This is a genomic window from Vibrio sonorensis (assembly GCF_001854765.1).
Lineage (GTDB): Bacteria > Pseudomonadota > Gammaproteobacteria > Enterobacterales > Vibrionaceae > Vibrio > Vibrio sonorensis.
The window spans coordinates 215,815-233,363 of sequence record NZ_LJJE01000036.1; the positions used below are offsets into that span (position 1 = coordinate 215,815).

The following is a 17,549-nucleotide window of genomic DNA, read 5'->3' on the forward strand; positions in this document are numbered from 1 at the left end:
CCCCATGGAAAATAAACCTAAAGGCCTGATAGCCTATTTTGCCAATAACGCGGTGGCGGCGAACCTGATGATGGTCTTTATCATCGTGATGGGTATCGTTAGTTACTTTGCAATTCAAAAACAGTTCTTCCCAAACATCGAATTTAACTACGTTCACATTCGAGCGGATTACCCCGGTGCTTCTCCTCAGGAAGTGGAAGAGAACGTTATTGTTAAAGTTGAAGAATCTCTAAAAGACGTACTTGGCATCAAAAGAATGGTGTCGACCGCTGATAGGGGGCACGCTCATATAGAACTGGAAATTGAGCTTGATTCAGACGTAAGTGATGTCGTGGATAAAGTGAAGTTGAACCTCGATACCATTTCGACCTTTCCGGCTAAGATGGAACCGATTAGCGTTTATCAGGAAGAGTGGCGACAAGAAGTGGTGGAACTGACTCTAACCGGAGACGTTCCCGTTTACGATTTGAAGCCGATTGCCAACCAAGTGGAAGAAGAGCTATTGCAACTTAGCAATGTTTCCTTGGTGACGGTAAGCGCGCCTGAATACGAAATTGGTATCGAAGTTGAGCCTAAAACGCTGCAAATGTACAACTTGACGCTAAAAGACGTAAGCGATGCCATCGGCAAATACTCGGCTAACTTTTCGGCTGGTGAAGTTAGAACGAATAGTGGCCTAATTTCGGTACGTATTGAAAATCAGCTCTACAAAGGCGAAGAGTTCGGCGATATTCCAGTAATTATTGGCGAAAATGGCAACAAAGTTCTGTTAAGAGATATCGCGGTTATTAAAGACGGGCTTATTGAAGGGGAACACTACTTTGAATCATCGGGGCAAAATGCCATTTATATCGCGGTAAAAGCGACGAAAGATCAAAGTATTATGCCTTCTGCGGCGTCCGTCAAGGCGTATCTGGAACACAAAAATGAAGTGTTACCAGAGGGCATTCAGCTCAATATCTTGTCGGATATGACTTATTACCTAGACGCACGTCTGCAGATGATGTTGAAAAACCTGATGCAAGGTGCGGCTCTTGTGGCAATCATGCTGAGTCTCTTCTTGAGATTTAGATTGGCATTTTGGGTGATGATTGGTCTACCTGTCTGTTTCCTTGGCGCGATTATGATGATGCCCCTGTTTGGCGTCACTATTAATGTCGTGTCACTATTCGCTTTCATTATGGTATTGGGTATTGTGGTCGATGACGCCATTGTCATCGGTGAAAGTGCCTATACCGAAGTTGAAAAAAATGGCGGCGGTGTAGATAACGTCGTTCGAGGCGCGAAACGAGTCGCGACTCCAGCTACTTTTGGCGTGTTGACGACCATAGCGGTATTCGCACCTTTCTTGATGTCTAAGGGTATTGAAAGTGCGCAATTTATCGCAATATCCACGGTGGTGATCTTGTGCTTAGTGTTCAGTTTGATCGAATCCAAACTGATACTGCCAGCGCATATTGCGCACACTAAGTTTAAGCCTATTAAACAAGGTGGTTGGCGTGACAGATTTAACAAGGGTTACTTTGGATTTGTTAACGGGCCGTACCGCCGCGCCGTTTCTTTCAGTGCACATTGGCGTTGGAGCACTTTTGCTGTATTTGCTTCGCTTTTGGCCATCAGTATCGCAATGGTCACTGCCAGTCATGTCCGCGTTGTTCCGTCGCCAAGTGCACCTCAGGACTTCCCTAGGATCAGTATTGAGATGAACAACTCAGTATCCGATGAACAGACCATAGACGCATTAAAAGCCATTGAGTCAATGATGCGAGAGGTGGAAGAAGAGACAATCGCTGAATTTGGTCAAGGGCTGATTAAAGATACTCTGGCGTTTAACCAAGGGCGCACACGCGGCATGATTGTCGTACCTTTGGTCGATGACGAGATTAGACCTTACGATACCTTCGAACTGAGTCGACGCTGGCGTGAACGCATGCCAGAAATTCCCGGCGTGAAGAAGCTTATTATTATCGATGACCTCAATGGTAATGGTTTCGGAGATGAATTTGGCTTTATGCTGTTTGGATCTGATATTGAGACGCTAAACAATGTAGGTCGCGAAGTCATTGGCGTCCTTCAGCAGCAAGAAGGCCTGTTTGATATCTCGTCTTCCATCGACTCTGCGAGCCAAGATGTTCTTCTCTCTCTAACCCCAGTAGCGTATGACTTAGGCCTAGACCTAACCGATATTGCGCTCCAAGTTGGAGGAAGTTTCTACGGCGGCGAAGCGCAACGAGTAACACGAGATGGGGAAGAAGTGAAAGTAATGGTCCGTTACCCTCAATTGACTCGTGAAGCTTTCTCATCCCTGCGCTATGCAATCATCACCACCGACGAAGGTAGAAAAGTCATGTTGGGCGATGTTGTCAATATAGAGCAAAAGCCAGGTGTGAGTTCCATTCGTCGTGAAGATGGTTATCAGTCCGTTTACGTGTACGGTTCCATTGATGAACAACTCGTCGAACCGAATGAAATCATTGGTAAAGTCCACGGCGAAGTGCTTCCATCCGTTCTGAGTAAGTACCCAGGTGTGAAATCCCAGCTTGGTGGTAGCATTGAAGAGCAGCAAGAGCAGTTAGATGAACAGCGCATGTTCTTTATCGCAGGTATGATTATGGTTTACATCCTACTGGCGGTACCGCTAAAGAGCTACGCGCAACCTCTGCTTATTATGTCCGTGATCCCGTTTAGTCTTACGGGGGCAATTTGGGGGCACTTCTTCTTTGGCATCGATTTGAGCATGATGTCGACCTTTGGACTTGTTGCTGCGGCGGGCGTTGTCGTTAACGATTCCTTAGTTATGACGGATTATGTCAATACCCTGCGCAAGGAGGGGATGAAACTCAAACAAGCCGTGGTTGAAGCTGGGTGTGCTCGCTTTAGGGCGATAACACTGACCTCTATCACCACCTTTGTCGGTGTATTGCCTATCATGTTTGAAACCAGCATGCAGGCGAAGCTTATGATCCCGATGGCGGTAGCATTAGGGTTCTCAGTGCTCTTTGCGACGTTGCTGACGCTGATTTTGGTGCCTTGTTTGTACTTAATGCTAGAAGATATTAAGAACAGCTTTTCCAAAGGGGTAGGAGGCGTTAAGCGACTGCTAAATCGCAAGGAAAAAGCGCAGACCGAATAAAAAATATGCCCATACAAAGGTTGTATGGGCAACACACGTAACTATATTGGAAGGTTTTATAGATTCAGCCTGTGACAGCTGGCGGCTACTCTACCATCCGCTTGTTGTTTCCATAACGGACAATATTTCAAACATTGTTTTCACTGCTAGGGCTTGTACGAGGTACAAGCCCTTTTTTATCTCTAAACGGCGGCATGTTGGCAAAAGATCGACGATACTTATTATTTGGTCGCTTAGCTTGGGTTTTCAGCGAGATAAGGATAAGTGAGACGTTATTGTGAAACGACTGTTACTTTGGTTGTGCCTGTTTTTGCCTGTTCTTTTTTGGGGAGCTTTGCATCTGTATCCTCAGATTTGGTGGGTAGAAAATGTGATTTCTGCGCCCAGTCTGTTTTTTGTTTACTACCTAGTTATTTCGATAACAGCTTTTGCTTTTCGTCAGTGGCTATTAGTCGTGACGGGAAGCCTAGTTTGTGTCGTCTTCTTACTCATGACTCCCAAAAAGCAACATCACTTAATCGCCCACTGCTCGAATACCAAGACCATCGCCCAATTTAATGTTTATTACGACAATGAAAACGTCAACGGTTTAATCAACGACTTAATGGAGGAGTCTGTCGATCTGGTGGTTCTGCAGGAAGTCTCTCCCGAGGTGGGTAAAAAGATACTTAGCTTGAGTGATATTTATCCTTACTCTATTGGCGGTCAAGCGAATATCGGTCTGCCTTCTTCGCAACTTATTCTCAGTCGCTCTCCTTTCACTGATGTTCAGATTTTAGAAATGCCGGATGGGTTGAAAGTGATCAAAGGCGTTTGGCACCCTGCACCGCAAAGCAAAATTACTTTAATTGCCGCTCATCCGCCTTCGCCGAGAAATGAACAGTTATGGCATAGGCGAAATGCAATGATACACACCTTAGAAATGGTCACTAAACAAGAAATGAGTTTGGATCATTTAGTGGTGGGGGACTTTAATCTTTCATCGGCGAGTTTGCGTTATTCATCGCTGTTTCCCGGAGCAAAATCCGCTCCGGTAGCCTCTTGGCCTAGCCGTATTTTTAACTTTCCCCTTCCCAGCTTTGCTATGATTTCTATCGACCATTTATGGTTAAAATCATTTAGTGGGCGTCGAATTTGTTCTAGAGATGCCAGTCACCAGCCAACGGGATCAGACCATAAGCTGGTGACAACGGTAATCGGCTATTAGTCTAGTGACTTCTTGAATCTACCGCTGCGACAAGCAGTCCCGCACCAGTGAACAGACCGAGCCATACCGCATCTCGCCATAAGTCGGTTAAATCGGCTCCTCGTAACACGATTCCTCGAATTAAACGCATAAAATGGGTAGCGGGCAAAGCTTCTGCAATCCACTGCGCGGCGATGGGCATTCCCTCATAGGGGAACATAAAGCCTGATAGCAGAATCGACGGCAGCAGTATGAACACCGTCATTTGCATAGCTTGTAACTGGGTATTGGCAATGGTTGATATGACTAATCCCAGCGTTAAACTTGCAGAAATGAACAGCAAAGTACCAAATAAGATTTGGCTGATACTGCCATTAATTGGAACGTTAAATATTAGGTGCCCTAAGCCTAGAATGATAAAGACCTGCAGTAAACCCACCAGAATATAGGGCATAATTTTGGCAATCATCAACTCCAACGAGTTAACGGGTGTGGTGATCAGCAGTTCTAGATTACCTCGCTCTCGTTCTCTCACTATCGCGGCACTAGTGAAAAGTATCATGGTCATGGTCAAAATTACCCCTAGTAACCCGGGCACAATATTGACCGCTGATCGACGACTTGGGTTGTAAAACAGAGTGACTTCGAAGGTCGGCGTCTGAGCGGGTTTTATTGCAAAGTCAAAATCCGTTAACGGCATGTTTTTGAGTGCCAAAATTGCCGAGCTTATCATGGTGTCTGAGCCATCGACGACCCATTGCCCAAGCTCTCTTCCCTCGGCCATTCTCTGGGTAAGATCGTGAGGTAAAACTAGCGCAGCTCTTACATCCCCTCGTAGGATGGCCTGCTGAGCCTCCTCCGCGGTTGCGAAATGTTGAGTGACGTTGACAACTTGGGTGACCTCGACGGATTGAGTGATAATACGTCCTGCCGTACTCTCGCTTTGATCGACTACTGCGACGGGGACATTGCGAATATCCGTGTTTATCGCGAACCCGAACAAAAGTAATTGTATAAGAGGATCATGATCACCATGCCAAAAGTGATTCGGTCACGTGAAAGCTGACGAATCTCTTTAATCATGATGGCTTTCATTCTTAAGACGCTGCGAATCATTGTCGACCCTCCCCAGTGACGGTAACAAACACATCTTCTAAACTTGGTCTCGCCATATTGAGCTCTGCATCCGCCAAGTGGGGAAACTCAGATCTTAACCAGTCTATTGGTTTTTCTATGCGAGTGTCGATCAACACTCTAAGGCGGATCCCCAATTGAGCCGCAGAACGAATCTCTTCGCGTATTAGTAGTTGGTCTTTAAGGGAGCGCAAGTTTTCAGTTTTAACTTCGACGACGCTAACGCCCATTTCATCCATTAAGGTTTGCGGCGGACCATCGGCTCGAATTAAGCCTGATTCCATAATTGCCAATCGATGGCAGCGTTCTGCTTCGTCCATATAATGGGTAGTGACTAGAATAGTGGTCCCTTGAGAAGACAAGTCAAACAGCTTTTCCCAAAAGTCGCGTCGGTTTTCTGGATCAACCGCAGATGTCGGTTCATCAAGAAAAAGCAGTTCTGGTTTATGCATGGTTGCGGCCGCGAGTGAAAGGCGCTGTTTCTGACCGCCGCTCATTCCGGATACCCGTTGACGACGACGTTGGTCTAGACCGTAGGTATGTAACTGCTCACTTACCCTTTGTTCAAGAACTTTACCTTTCATTCCAAATATCTGACCGATGAACTGTAAGTTTTCCACCACGGTAAGATCGTCGTATAGGGAAAACTTTTGTGTCATATAGCCGATTTTGAGTCTGAGCTTTTCTGACTCTTCAGGAATGCGAAGCCCAAGGACATTGACCTGACCTTGTGAAGGATTTAGAAGACCTGTTAACACTCGAATTGTTGTCGATTTTCCACATCCATTGGGGCCTAAAAAGCCATAGATCGCTCCTTTGGGGACCTTGAGCTGAATGCCCTCGATGGCGTTAAAATCTCCAAACGTTTTTACGACGTCTTCGGCGACAATTGCATATTCACTCATTCGCTGCGCTCCTCAAGTAAGACTTGACGGGTACGCCAGAAGGGAGTGAAACCGCGCGCTCTTCTAGATCAACTTCTGCTAAATACATAAGGCGCGAACGCTCTTCTTCGGTCAAAGCGTAATAAGGAGTAAAAGAGGCTTCACTGGCAACCCAACGAACCTTACCTTGGTAAGAGTCTGCACTGCCGTCGACGTTGACAGTCACTTGTTTGCCCGGTACAAAATCTAGTCGGTAACTGGCTGGAACATAAACGCGAGCATAGGGAACTCGATTGGCTTGGATCACCGCAACAATCGCATTGGCCGGAACGCGTTCTCCCAAGTTGTAAGGAAGGTTATCGAGTATTCCGTCGCGGGTAGCCACTATGGTGAGTTCTTCGAGTTTTTGGCTCTGTAGAGCAACATCGGCTTGGGCGGCTTGCAGTTGTGCTTTAGCTTGAGCAATGTCTTCCGGACGAGCGCCAGCAGTCAATTTACCAAACTCTTCATTGGCAGAATCGAGCTCAGCTTTAGCGGAATCGCGTGCAGCGAGTGCAGAATCTTTTTCTGACTGACTGATCAGCTTTTTGGCGACTAGCTCGGATTTTCTTTTGTAGTTTTTTTGAGACTCGACCAGTTGTGCTTTGGCTCTGGCGACGCGGGCTTGTCCCGCGGCAATATCTTCTGGCCTTTCACCGTTAGAGAGCTTGTCTAAATAAGCTTCGGCACGGGACTGCTCCGCCACTGCGTGAGCGAGTACCGCTTCCTGATTGCGGCTATCTAGTCTGACAAGGACTTGCCCTTGATTTACTGCTTCTCCCTCTTTGACGGGGAGCTCTCGAATGATTTCGCCAGCAGTGGCAGAAAAGGTCACTCTATCCCTTTCCAATGTTCCGAGTGCTTGAGTCGATGTATCTTGGTGGCAACCAAGAATAAGAAGAGGAAATAAAACCAATAGGATATGACGCATAGCGAGCTCCTTTGCTCATAGTCGTTAAAAGTGTTGCATATCCAGAATATCGTTATTGGTAGGTAACTGAAACCAAAGTAATTCTGCACAAGTTAACCAAGTGATTAATTAATCTTATCAGTCGTGATGAAAGGTGCCGTAAGACAAAAGCGGTACTGACTTAGTAAAGATGGGAGCAAAGAAAACAGCCAGAGTTCTGAGCTATAGAATCACTGGCTGTGTAACGACTTAAACGGGTTGAATAAAAAGCGAGATTTACTCTGCCACACCACCCTTAGTTAACTCATTCGGGTTGAGTAATCGTTCCAATGTCGCTCTATCTAGATCGGTTTCCTGCTCGGCGACATCGAGAATAGCTCTCCCTTCTTGATACGCTTTCTTGGCGATATCAGCGGCTTTCAGATAGCCGATTACCGGATTAAGCGCGGTGACTAAAATAGGGTTCTTACTCAGGGCTTCTTGTAAGTTGTCTTCTCGAACTTTGAAGGTTGCAATCGCTTTGTCCGCAAGGGCGGTTGCACTGTTTCCAAGTAGCTCGATACTCTCTAGTAGGTTATGTGCAATAACGGGAAGCATAACGTTAAGCTGGAAATTACCAGACTGGCCCGCAACGGTGATAGTGGTGTCATTTCCGATCACTTGAGCCGCCGCCATAGCCGCTGCTTCTGGAATAACGGGGTTTACTTTTCCTGGCATTATAGACGAGCCCGGTTGTAAGCCCTGTAACTCTATTTCTCCAAGCCCCGCCAGTGGGCCAGAGTTCATCCATCTCAAATCGTTAGCGATTTTCATGATCGCAACGGCGGTGGTTTTAAGTTGACCAGAAAGGGCGACAATGGCGTCTTGACTGCTTAAGTTGTAGAAGAAGTTTTCACTAGAGGTAAACTGGATTCGCGTCGCTTGGCTGAGATTATCAGCAAATGCAGAAGCAAAACGCGGATCGGCATTGATTCCGGTTCCCACGGCGGTGCCGCCTTGAGCTAGTGCTTTCACATTGAACAGAGCCTGCTTGATACCAGATTTGGCTTGCTCTAGCTGATATTGCCAGCCGCCTAACTCTTGATCAAAAGTAACTGGCATCGCGTCCATAAGGTGAGTTCGACCGGTTTTGATTTGATGACCCACTTCCTCTCGCTTGCTTTGCAACGCAGAGATTAGATGATCAAGTGCGGGTATGAGTAACTGTTCAATGGTGATAGCTGCGCTGATTTGAATTGCGGTAGGGACAACATCATTGCTGCTTTGACCCATGTTGACGTGATCGTTGGGACTGACGTCTCCACCCAAACTTTTACTCGCCAATGTAGCAATCACTTCGTTGGCATTCATATTTGAACTGGTTCCCGAACCCGTTTGGAAAACGTCGATTGGGAAGTGGTCTAAATGTTGGCCATCAATAATAAGCTGGGCAGCATCGGCAATGGCGTTGGCAATATCACCTTCTAACAATCCGAGCTGAGCATTAGTTAATGCTGCCGTTTGCTTAATATGGGCCAATGCTTGAACAAATGCGCCCGGCATAGAGTGCTGGCTAAAACTAAAGTTATCGACGGCTCTTTGTGTTTGTGCCTGATAAAGTGCATTTTCAGGTACTTTTACTTCGCCCATACTGTCTTTTTCAGTGCGGTAGGTTTGAGTCATGGTCATTCCTTTTGTTAATCAAGCGGAGCTTGAACATATTGTAGTTTTTGTTTTAAAGCCCTAAATACGGCGTCACCATTATCAAACTGATAGTAGTAACGCTTTAGGTGGATAAGGGGTAGGTGTATAGAGTCCAGACAGACTCGTCTGAAGATGCGACTGCGACTAGGGTCGGCAATGGCATCTAATAAGTGGGTGTAGACCTGACGCAGAAACAGTTCACACAACAGATTGTTTTCTTGTTCTGCACCGGGCTCGTATAACGACGTCAACATGGTGGTAGAGTGAATGTAATCGCCGATTACATCGGGTTCAAAGCCGGCAGGGCCAGTAGGTGCTAAAAATCGGTCCTGAGCGTCAAAAAATGCTTTATATAGAGATTGGTTGGGTTCCATGCTGACGTTACCTTTTTATCGTAATGATAATTATTATCATTACGATGCCGAGGTTTGGCAACCCTGAATTTTGTAGGTGTTAACAAAAACTTGATGTTGGTTGATCTAAAAAAAGGGAAATAGAGGATCTGCCACTCAACCCTTCATCGAGTGGCGTGATACCTTCACTTTTTCAACTGCTGTAAAACTTGGCTGAGGGATGGCTGGATATTGTGTCCTAAAGCAATGACATCTTGGCATGGCTCAACGAGATCGGGGATTTGATAAGTGATCATATTCGCGGCCACAGCGGCTTTGACACCGTTGTTAGAATCTTCAAATGCGAGACAGTGTGAAGGAAGTACGCCAAGTCGAGAAGCCGCCAGTAAGTATATTTCTGGGTCGGGCTTTCCGTGGCTCACCTCACATCCCGTTGTGATGTTATCAAAATAGTGGTCAAGTCCGGCGAGCTTTAGCTTAACTAGGGCAACATCCTTTTGAGTGGAAGTCGCGACTGCGGTTGGAATGTGTTGGGATTTCAACCATTCAAGTAGCTCAATGGCACCTTCTTTAACTGGAATAGCTTGATGTAAAACCACTTGGTTATAGCGCTTTCGCCATTCAGGGTGGACGATGTCTAAATCATCGCCATACGCGTCGCGCAATATAGCGTCGATACCGGCAGAATTACGACCAATGATCGATAGGTAAACCTCTTCGTAAAAGGGGTGTCCGGTTGCCTTGCAGGCCTGTTGGAAAATGTCTTTGCAAACGCGCTCGGTGTCGAGAAGCAATCCATCCATATCAAAGATGGCAGCATGGAATTTCATAGAAGTCAGTTTTGAGTACAACACCCTTGTATTGTGGCATGCATTACCGGGCAATCACAACCGCTAAGGTATGGAGTTTACTCAATACTGACCTTGGTTGTACTGCTTTTTTGAGTGATGGCCTGATGAAGGGCGTTTTGGCGGCTAGTGCATCGGTATGTTTTGCATACAATTAATGATTAAGTTGACGCACAAGGTATCTTGTCTCACATAGCTGTTGGGTTGTGATTGACTCCCTCGTCCATACTGGGTTTTACTACGCGAATGTATCAGGGTTGGGTTTCTTGAATAGCTTAATTGCACTTACCAGTTAGTTTTCGAATTAAATAGTTTTTATCATGCCTCGCTACCCTGTTTATCGTTTGGAGCACAGTTAGACTGTGTTCTTTATCAGTTTGATTAAATCGTAAGTTAGGCAAAACCGCCTAACAGCAAAAGAGGGAATCATGGCTACAATTAACGATGTATGCCGTGTTGCTGGTGTTTCTAAAGCTACAGTATCACGTGTGATAAACGGAACTGGTCAGGTAAAAGCGAGTACTCGCGAGCATGTCGAATCCGTTATGGAAGCCTTAAATTATCGACCTAACTCTTTGGCGAAAGCGCTTGCTACAAACAGCAGTAACAGCATTGGCCTTGTCCTTTCTGACTTTAGCGGTAGTTACTTTGGTGGATTGATGAAGCAGGCGTCTATCAGTGCTGAAAGTCGCAGCAAACAGTTATTGATTGCAGATGGACACAACGACGCGCAGCGAGAAATTGAAGCGATTGAGTCTTTGGTCGACAAGCGATGTGATGTCATTGTTCTCTATTCTCGTATGCTGACCACTGAACAACTCACTGAGATAAAGCAAAAACACGGGGTTCCCATTGTTTGCGTTGGACGCGAACTTCCCAGTGAAGCGGGTAACTCAGTAGGCTTCAACCAATTTCAAGCCGGCTATTTGGCGGCGAAACATTTGGTTGACTTAGGGCATAAGAAGCTGATCTATGTCGGACCCAAACCCATTACCCCTTCAGCTGAAAGGCGACTGGCTGGCTTCCATCAACTGGTGTCAGAACATGGCTATAGCGAACTCGTGTTGACGATGGAAAGTAATTTTGGGTTTGAAGACGGTTATCAACTAGCGACGAGAAACTTACCTACGATTACCGATTACACCGGTATTGTTTGTGCGAGTGATGATATCGCAATCGGATTTTTGAAAGCGTTTAACGATCATCGAATCTCGGTGCCCAAAGAGATTTCAGTTATCGGTATTGATAACGACCCACTCAGCCAATTTGTTTCCCCTTCTCTTACCTCTATTGATGTTCCGATTAAGCAGATCACCGAAGCTGCACTGTTAATGGCCTGTTCATTAATGGAAGGCAAAAAGCTGGAGAAGTCGAATCTGGTTTTTGATGCACACATAATAGAACGTGACTCTACTCGTCCCCTTTTGTAATCCCTTTCCCTCAACAGACGAGGGTTTTGAGAAGTCGCTCGCAATTTACCTAGTGCCGGAATGGCGTATTCTTTTGGTCAATAGTTGATCTAAGTAACATTTATTTACAGATTGAAGGCCTAATTTGCGAGCGCTAACTAAAAATGTAACCGGTTACAGAAACCGGTTACATTTCTGGGTTACAGTAAGTTATCCAATGAAAGAGACAATTAGGGGGAAAGATGAAAATCTTTTTATGTTGTGCTGCTGGCATGTCGACCAGCATGTTGGTAAGTAAGATGGAAGCGGCAGCGCAAGCTAAGAGCATAGACTGTGCTATTAGCGCTCACTCGGTTGCTGAATTTGAAGACCAGCTTGAAAAATCAGATGTGTGTTTGGTTGCCCCACAGGTGAAGTTTCGCTTTGAAGAGTTTCGTAAAGAAGCTGAAAAGCGAGGTAAGGCCTGCGGCTTAATCGATATGCAAAATTATGGAATGTTAAAAGGGGATGTTGTCTTGCAACAAGCCATTGAACTTTACAAACAGAGTGAAGCTAAAGGAGCAGCGGTATGAGCCAAATGAATGGATTACTCACGTTTATTGAAAGTCGAATTGCGCCGGTTGCTGGACGCATTTCTGCTCAAAAACACGTCAATGCGATTAAAGACGGTTTTGTCGGCACTATGCCGTTTCTTATTGTAGGTTCACTACTGTTAGTTCTCGCATTCCCACCGTCAACGGGTAACTTTTTCCTCGACGGGTGGCACGGCATTGTCGATGCGATAGGTCAAGAAAATATACTGGCGCCTTTTAATGTCAGTATGGGCATTTTTGCGCTTTACGCGACTTTTGGTATCGCTTTCAGCTTAGCGGAATCATACAAGCTTAGAGCAATGAATACTGGTATGTTGGCGATGTTTGCCTTTTTCCTAGCGGTAGCGCCAATGATGAACGTCGCCGATGTGGGTAGCGTACTACCGGGTCAATTTTTAGGTGGCAAAGGCGCCTTTACTGCCATTCTTTGTGGTTTGTTGGTCCCTGAAATGCAAAGGGCACTGATTAAATACAACATTAGAATTAAAATGCCTGAAGCGGTTCCACCGAAAATTTCAGCGTCATTCGATCTGCTTATTCCTATTGTTGTTATTTCGGTTGTAGTAATGGGGATCAACTTATCACTTGCAAGTTACGATTTGCAGATCCCATCGGCCATTATGGCGATCTTTAAGCCATTGGTGTTGGCGTCTGACTCTTATGTTGCTTGTTTACTAGCAGTGACCATTATTCAGTTGTTGTGGTTCAGTGGTATTCACGGCGGCTCTGTTGTCGGTGGCATTATCGCTCCTATGCTATTGGTGAACTTGGGACTTAACCAAGAAGCGTTTGCTGCTGGCGAGTCTCTGCCAAAGATCTTTGTTAACCCACTGGTCGATTTCTTTGTCTTTGTTGGCGGAGCTGGTGGTACTTGGGGTCTGGTGGTTCTTATGATGCGCTCTAAAGCCACTCAGTTAAAAACCATCGGTAAGATGTCGGTGATTCCGGGTACATTTAATATCAACGAACCAGTAATTTTTGGTACTCCGATTGTGATGAACCCAATCTACTTCATCCCTTGGCTCGCAGCGCCAATCGTCAACACAAGCATTGTTTGGCTGTCGTTCAAAACGGAATTTGTATCTCGAATCATTGCTTTACCACCGTGGACAATGCCAGCACCAATTGGCGCAGTTATGGCGACCAACTCAGGCACAGCGGCGCTAGTGGTACTGTCATCTGTGGTTGTAAGCGCAATTATTTTCTATCCATTTTTGAAAATGCACGAAAAACAGTTATTGGAAGAAGAGAGGCTTGCAGCCGAATCTAACCAAGATGGCGTGCAAGGTGTAACGGAAGCGGCGGGGAGCGCTTAAACAATGTCAGATATTCATTCTCAAGAAGATATTAACGAAGAATTTTTAATGGGCTTACTTTGTCAGGTTGGCGAAGCAAGAGCGGCGTTGATGGAATCAATGATCGCGGCCAGAAGCGGAGACTTTGAGAAAGCACTGAAACTGATCGATGTAGGAGATACAGCGTTGGCTAATGTTCATCACAGCCAGACTAGCTTGATCAGTTTTGATGAAGGTCAGGGGAAAGTCACCATGACCTTAATTCTGACCCATATCCAAGACCACATCATGACAACGATGTTATGCCGCGATTTGGCGCTGGAAGTTATCGAGATACATAAGAAATTTGAGGAATTTTCAAAGTGAGTAAACGTATATTTGACTACACGGCAGAAGATTTTGCCAAAGCAGACCGCAAACAGATTGTGAACAGCATTGCGCAGTCTGAGGGTCGAGTGATGATGGTAGAAAATGTGGTGGCGATTACTCCTCCTATCGATGACATCTCGGGTGCGGAACTGGCGGCGGCGTTTGGTGCTGACTTGATCACATTAAACTGTTTGGATGTGTTTGATCCCAAGATTAAGTTACTGAGTACTAATCCTGATGAAACTTTGTCAGTTAAACAAATCAAGCAATACACAGGTCGTCTCGTTGGTTGTAACTTAGAGCCCGTGCCTGAAAACGTCCAGAATGTGGCAAAAGGCAGATGTGTAAGCAAGGAGTCGATTGAACAGGCGATAGCCATCGGTCTTGATTACATCATGTTGACTGGTAATCCGGGAAACTGTGTTTCCCAAGAAACAATTCTTGATGCAATTCGATTGGTTAGGGATGTCTCTGAAGAGATTATTATTGTCGCAGGGAAAATGCACGCAGGCGGTGTGGGCAACGACTATAACTTGTCTATCGTTCCAGAGTTTGCCAATGCGGGTGCTGACATTATGATGTTCCCGGCCCCGTTCACTACGCCGGGAGTTTCCCCGCAGTTGTCAGCGCAAATGATGACGGCAGTTCACGAGGCGGGAATGTTAGGTATGCTGGCCATTGGTACTTCGCAGGAAGGAGCGACCGAAAGCTACATTGAACAGGTTGCAATTCATGCCAAAGCTTCTGGTGCAGATATTGTGCATATTGGAGATGCAGGGTATAGCGGTATCGCCTTACCTGAAAACATTATGAGACTGGGTATCACTCTGCGAGGAAGAAGACACCAGTATAAGAGAATGGCTAACCGCAGATAGTGTTAATCCTTATGCTCCCCCTATATGAGCATTTTGGTTTGCCGGTGAACGAGTTTCACCGGCTTTTTTTGCCTTGAAGGGGACAAACTCATCAATGTCTAAAACCACCTCTCTGTTTCAACTCTCCGGCAGTATCTTGGCGTTTGTTCGCTGATGAACTCAATTTTCCCAACGCTATTCTGTCAGTGATTTATACACGGTTTTTCTTTATATCTTGTGGATAACTCATGTGTAAGTCGATTAATTTGCGCTTGGAATTAAATTGAAAAAGCGTTCCATAAGTGTGGCGTTCCGTTTAGGTTTAACAAAGGTTTTTAGCGAAGTTAGGTAATTCAACAGGTTTGAGGGGAGCGAACATTCACTCCAATAAGATTGGTCTTGTGTATAACTTAATCTAACAGGCTGTTTTTACGAAGTGGTTATAATTTGCTCGTTTTTGTCGAGTGTCACAATATTGCCATGTGTTTTGGCTAACATTTTACAAGCCAAACCCACCACTTCTAGCTGGGTAATCTAATTGGCCGATTTGTCTTCTGGCAAACTCAACGGTTGTGTTAGTTCGATGCCGAAGACAGACTCAATCTCTTTGACATAATCGGTGTCGTTGTTTGGTCGCCATTGAGAGATAATGCCTTTAGTGCTCTTTTTAAAAGTACCGTTGAGAAGAGTAATGATACCATCCTCAATGGGCAGTGCGGCGACATGGGATTGGGTGAAGGCGGAGTCGGGGTGGGTCGAGGTGAAGTGGTTACCATATTGAATATCTCCTTCGCACACATGGGAGAAGTCCAAACTGTAGAGGTCAATCCAACTCTCTTCTTGTTTGATCTGTAGCATAGTGCCAAAGTTGTCCACTTCAACAAAGCGATAGGTTTGAATGTCAGTGGATAGCGCTTTGTTGTACTCTAGTGGCAACGGCGCTCTTGGTGTTTGTGAACCAAAGCCCGCATCGACTATCCATTGCTGTTTACCCATGGATACCTGTGTCACTTGATGGCTTCTGCCTGATGGAGGCGTTGATAGGTGGACTCGTGCTAACTGAGGACGTGCAGTAAAGCCTAAAGCGTTGAGAACATTAAGCAATAGGCCATTAACCTCAAAACAGTACCCGCCACGGCGCAGATTGACCAGTTTGTTAAATACGCTGGTAGGGCAAAGTTCTACGCTTCCCTTTTGAATCACATCAAAGTTCTCAAACGGAATGCTTCTGTGCTGTGCTCGATGCGAAGCAAAGAGAAAATCAGTGGATATGGTTGGCTTTTGTTTTAGTCCAATACGCGTATAGTACTGTGATAGATCCTTCTCACTTATCATCTTGCTTTCTCTCCCTGCTGACAAGTCACACACTACCTAATCCTAAGCGTATTGCCAACCTGTGAAAAGGAGAGGCATCGGTATGCAGGGTTTGGTAGATAAGGGAATGAAGTCTAGCGATAACTAAACCTTGAGATAACTAAGCCTAGTGATAACTAGGCCGTTACCGCTGTAGATTGGTAATAAGTGAAGCGTTTAATATCCCGTACTTTCTAGTTGCCCGAGGGTGGCGTCCATTCGATTGTTACGCCCTTCCAACTTGCGATAAATTTTTGCCAGCAAACTGGGCTCTTCGCCAGACTTTGACGCGTGTTGTTTGTTGAGAGCGAGCTTTACCTCCGGAACATCTAAGATCAAACCCATCAAGTCTTTGCTCAGTGGCGTAATTGGGGTGTGGGTTCCGTTGATTGTGATGGCGACAGATAGTGATTTCTCTGGAAAATAGACTAACAGGGAGTAGTAACCTTCAATCCATCCGGTGTAGCCAAACCCTTGTTGGTTGTAAAAGTGCATCTCTTGTACACCCGAATGCGGGAGGGATGCTTTGGGTTTTAATAAATTGAGTGACGTTGTTGTGATAAGTTCTTGGTTGAATAGAGCTTCTATAAAACGATTGAGCTCTTTTGGCGTGGAAACTAACGCGCCAGCGCCACCGATACTGCTGGCAGCCCAAGGGGTTACTGAGTGCCAATCACTGTCAGCGTAGTAATAGGATTGCGAGTTTACCTCACATTGCTCCCATTTGTTGCAGAACTGGGTGTTGGTTAGGCGCAAGGGTGCTGCGATCTGATTGGTGATGAGTGCGTCTAGAGGTTGGTCTGTTACCCACTCTAGAATATAGCCAAGTAGTAAATAGTTAGTATTGGAGTACTCGTACTGGGTACCGGGATCAAATACTGGTTTGTACTTGGCGATTCGGCTAATCATCTCTGAATGACTTTGCGGCTCGAAGTAGTATTCCGAAAAATCTTTACTTTGGATGTGATTAAACAGACCGCTTGAGTGGGTGATCAGGTGGTTGATGGTTATGTTTCTAGCGTTGGGTATGCTTGGAAAAAAATCGCTAATTGGTCGATTTAGGCTCAGTTTACCTTGTTCTACCAACTGCATTGTTGCCGTTGCGATAAACAACTTTGTAACAGAACCTACTTTGTAGCGCGTTTCACTGTCAGGAGATTTAGGCAGGTTACCAACGATAAGTGGGATGTGATCAGCCTGTCCTGAAAAATAGTCAAAAAGCGGTTTACCTCGGTGGTGAACGGAAATTCCCATCATGGCTTTATGGCGTCTTGCCAACTCATCGATATAGGTCGAGAGCAGTTCTGAGTTGCGAAGTTCTGCCGATGCCAATGCGGTTGGTGCAGTGAAAAAGAGACCTAAGGGTAGGCAAAATGCCGTCCAGCTAAACTTTTTTACTAAAGCCAAAGTCCTTTTCAACTTACTGATATGCATGGTTTTTCCTGTGTAGTTCCTGTAGCACTAAAAACGTGATTAGCTTAGCGCAATCTTACAACACGAAATTAA

Annotated in this window: 14 protein-coding genes and 1 pseudogene; 7 read left to right on the forward strand and 8 right to left on the reverse strand. The window is 45.6% G+C overall.

What is annotated here, in order from left to right; translation table 11 throughout:
- Positions 1-4 precede the first annotated feature (4 nt).
- Together BLO31_RS07720 and BLO31_RS07725 are read left to right on the forward strand one after the other, a co-directional pair.
- The gene (locus tag BLO31_RS07720) at positions 5-3,133 is read left to right on the forward strand and encodes an efflux RND transporter permease subunit (protein WP_070964146.1); all 3,129 of its coding nucleotides are present in this window, start codon (positions 5-7) and stop codon (positions 3,131-3,133) included.
- 277 nt (positions 3,134-3,410) lie between these two features.
- A complete protein-coding gene (locus BLO31_RS07725) occupies positions 3,411-4,340 on the forward strand; it encodes an endonuclease/exonuclease/phosphatase family protein (protein ID WP_070964148.1) in 930 nt (309 codons plus the stop codon).
- Here the strand turns inward: BLO31_RS07725 and BLO31_RS07730 are convergent.
- The 6 genes and pseudogenes from BLO31_RS07730 to BLO31_RS07755 all read right to left on the reverse strand — a co-directional run bounded on the left by BLO31_RS07730 (position 4,337) and on the right by BLO31_RS07755 (position 10,152).
- A pseudogene (locus BLO31_RS07730) lies at positions 4,337-5,435 on the reverse strand (ABC transporter permease). The gene BLO31_RS07725 and the pseudogene BLO31_RS07730 sit on opposite strands and share 4 nt — an antisense overlap.
- Positions 5,432-6,358 (reverse strand): ABC transporter ATP-binding protein, encoded by a 927-nt coding sequence (locus tag BLO31_RS07735; RefSeq protein ID WP_070964151.1) that lies wholly within the window; start codon positions 6,356-6,358, stop codon positions 5,432-5,434. The pseudogene BLO31_RS07730 and the gene BLO31_RS07735 overlap by 4 nt, the downstream one beginning before the upstream one ends.
- Positions 6,351-7,307 (reverse strand): HlyD family secretion protein, encoded by a 957-nt coding sequence (locus tag BLO31_RS07740; RefSeq protein ID WP_070964153.1) that lies wholly within the window; start codon positions 7,305-7,307, stop codon positions 6,351-6,353. The genes BLO31_RS07735 and BLO31_RS07740 overlap by 8 nt, the downstream gene beginning before the upstream one ends.
- Before the next feature lie 255 nt (positions 7,308-7,562).
- Positions 7,563-8,948 (reverse strand): class II fumarate hydratase, encoded by a 1,386-nt coding sequence (locus BLO31_RS07745; protein WP_139158961.1) that lies wholly within the window; start codon positions 8,946-8,948, stop codon positions 7,563-7,565.
- A 14-nt stretch (positions 8,949-8,962) separates the two neighbouring features.
- On the reverse strand, positions 8,963-9,343 hold the full coding sequence (locus BLO31_RS07750; RefSeq protein WP_070964157.1) for a hypothetical protein: 381 nt from the start codon (positions 9,341-9,343) through the stop codon (positions 8,963-8,965).
- 164 nt (positions 9,344-9,507) lie between these two features.
- Complete coding sequence (locus tag BLO31_RS07755) at positions 9,508-10,152, reverse strand: HAD family hydrolase (protein ID WP_070964160.1); 645 nt, start codon at positions 10,150-10,152, stop codon at positions 9,508-9,510.
- A gap of 446 nt (positions 10,153-10,598) precedes the next feature.
- Here BLO31_RS07755 and BLO31_RS07760 point away from each other — a divergent pair, with 446 nt between their 5' ends.
- The 5 genes from BLO31_RS07760 to BLO31_RS07780 all read left to right on the forward strand — a co-directional run bounded on the left by BLO31_RS07760 (position 10,599) and on the right by BLO31_RS07780 (position 14,711).
- Entirely contained in the window at positions 10,599-11,600 is a 1,002-nt protein-coding gene (locus BLO31_RS07760; RefSeq protein WP_070964162.1) for a LacI family DNA-binding transcriptional regulator, read from the forward strand.
- A 221-nt stretch (positions 11,601-11,821) separates the two neighbouring features.
- Positions 11,822-12,151: a PTS sugar transporter subunit IIB gene (locus BLO31_RS07765; RefSeq protein WP_070964166.1), complete on the forward strand. Its 330-nt coding sequence runs from the start codon at positions 11,822-11,824 to the stop codon at positions 12,149-12,151.
- Entirely contained in the window at positions 12,148-13,488 is a 1,341-nt protein-coding gene (locus BLO31_RS07770) for a PTS sugar transporter subunit IIC (RefSeq protein WP_070964169.1), read from the forward strand. The genes BLO31_RS07765 and BLO31_RS07770 overlap by 4 nt, the downstream gene beginning before the upstream one ends.
- Before the next feature lie 3 nt (positions 13,489-13,491).
- Positions 13,492-13,833 carry a PTS lactose/cellobiose transporter subunit IIA gene (locus BLO31_RS07775; RefSeq protein ID WP_070964171.1) on the forward strand — a complete coding sequence of 114 codons (342 nt, stop codon included), beginning with the start codon at positions 13,492-13,494 and terminating at the stop codon, positions 13,831-13,833.
- Positions 13,830-14,711, forward strand: a complete 882-nt coding sequence (locus tag BLO31_RS07780) for a DUF7916 family protein (RefSeq protein WP_070964174.1) — start codon at positions 13,830-13,832, stop codon at positions 14,709-14,711. Before BLO31_RS07775 ends, BLO31_RS07780 begins: the two co-directional genes overlap by 4 nt.
- Before the next feature lie 513 nt (positions 14,712-15,224).
- On the opposite strand, the gene BLO31_RS07785 is transcribed toward BLO31_RS07780, so the two are convergent.
- Together BLO31_RS07785 and BLO31_RS07790 are read right to left on the reverse strand one after the other, a co-directional pair.
- Positions 15,225-16,025 carry an arylamine N-acetyltransferase family protein gene (locus BLO31_RS07785; protein WP_245688426.1) on the reverse strand — a complete coding sequence of 267 codons (801 nt, stop codon included), beginning with the start codon at positions 16,023-16,025 and terminating at the stop codon, positions 15,225-15,227.
- A 195-nt stretch (positions 16,026-16,220) separates the two neighbouring features.
- Positions 16,221-17,477, reverse strand: coding sequence for a serine hydrolase domain-containing protein (locus tag BLO31_RS07790; protein WP_070964177.1), 1,257 nt, complete (start codon positions 17,475-17,477; stop codon positions 16,221-16,223).
- Positions 17,478-17,549 lie beyond the last annotated feature (72 nt).

Excerpts from the sequence above, each read along its gene's own strand:
- BLO31_RS07785 (WP_245688426.1), bottom strand. The coding sequence starts at position 16,025 with ATGATAAGTGAGAAGGATCTATCACAGTACTATACGCGTATTGGACTA.
- BLO31_RS07760 (WP_070964162.1), top strand. The coding sequence starts at position 10,599 with ATGGCTACAATTAACGATGTATGCCGTGTTGCTGGTGTTTCTAAAGCT.
- BLO31_RS07765 (WP_070964166.1), top strand. The coding sequence starts at position 11,822 with ATGAAAATCTTTTTATGTTGTGCTGCTGGCATGTCGACCAGCATGTTG.
- BLO31_RS07720 (WP_070964146.1), top strand. The coding sequence starts at position 5 with ATGGAAAATAAACCTAAAGGCCTGATAGCCTATTTTGCCAATAACGCG.
- BLO31_RS07740 (WP_070964153.1), bottom strand. The coding sequence starts at position 7,307 with ATGCGTCATATCCTATTGGTTTTATTTCCTCTTCTTATTCTTGGTTGC.
- BLO31_RS07745 (WP_139158961.1), bottom strand. The coding sequence starts at position 8,948 with ATGACTCAAACCTACCGCACTGAAAAAGACAGTATGGGCGAAGTAAAA.
- BLO31_RS07750 (WP_070964157.1), bottom strand. The coding sequence starts at position 9,343 with ATGGAACCCAACCAATCTCTATATAAAGCATTTTTTGACGCTCAGGAC.
- BLO31_RS07755 (WP_070964160.1), bottom strand. The coding sequence starts at position 10,152 with ATGAAATTCCATGCTGCCATCTTTGATATGGATGGATTGCTTCTCGAC.
- BLO31_RS07735 (WP_070964151.1), bottom strand. The coding sequence starts at position 6,358 with ATGAGTGAATATGCAATTGTCGCCGAAGACGTCGTAAAAACGTTTGGA.
- BLO31_RS07775 (WP_070964171.1), top strand. The coding sequence starts at position 13,492 with ATGTCAGATATTCATTCTCAAGAAGATATTAACGAAGAATTTTTAATG.
- BLO31_RS07790 (WP_070964177.1), bottom strand. The coding sequence starts at position 17,477 with ATGCATATCAGTAAGTTGAAAAGGACTTTGGCTTTAGTAAAAAAGTTT.
- BLO31_RS07770 (WP_070964169.1), top strand. The coding sequence starts at position 12,148 with ATGAGCCAAATGAATGGATTACTCACGTTTATTGAAAGTCGAATTGCG.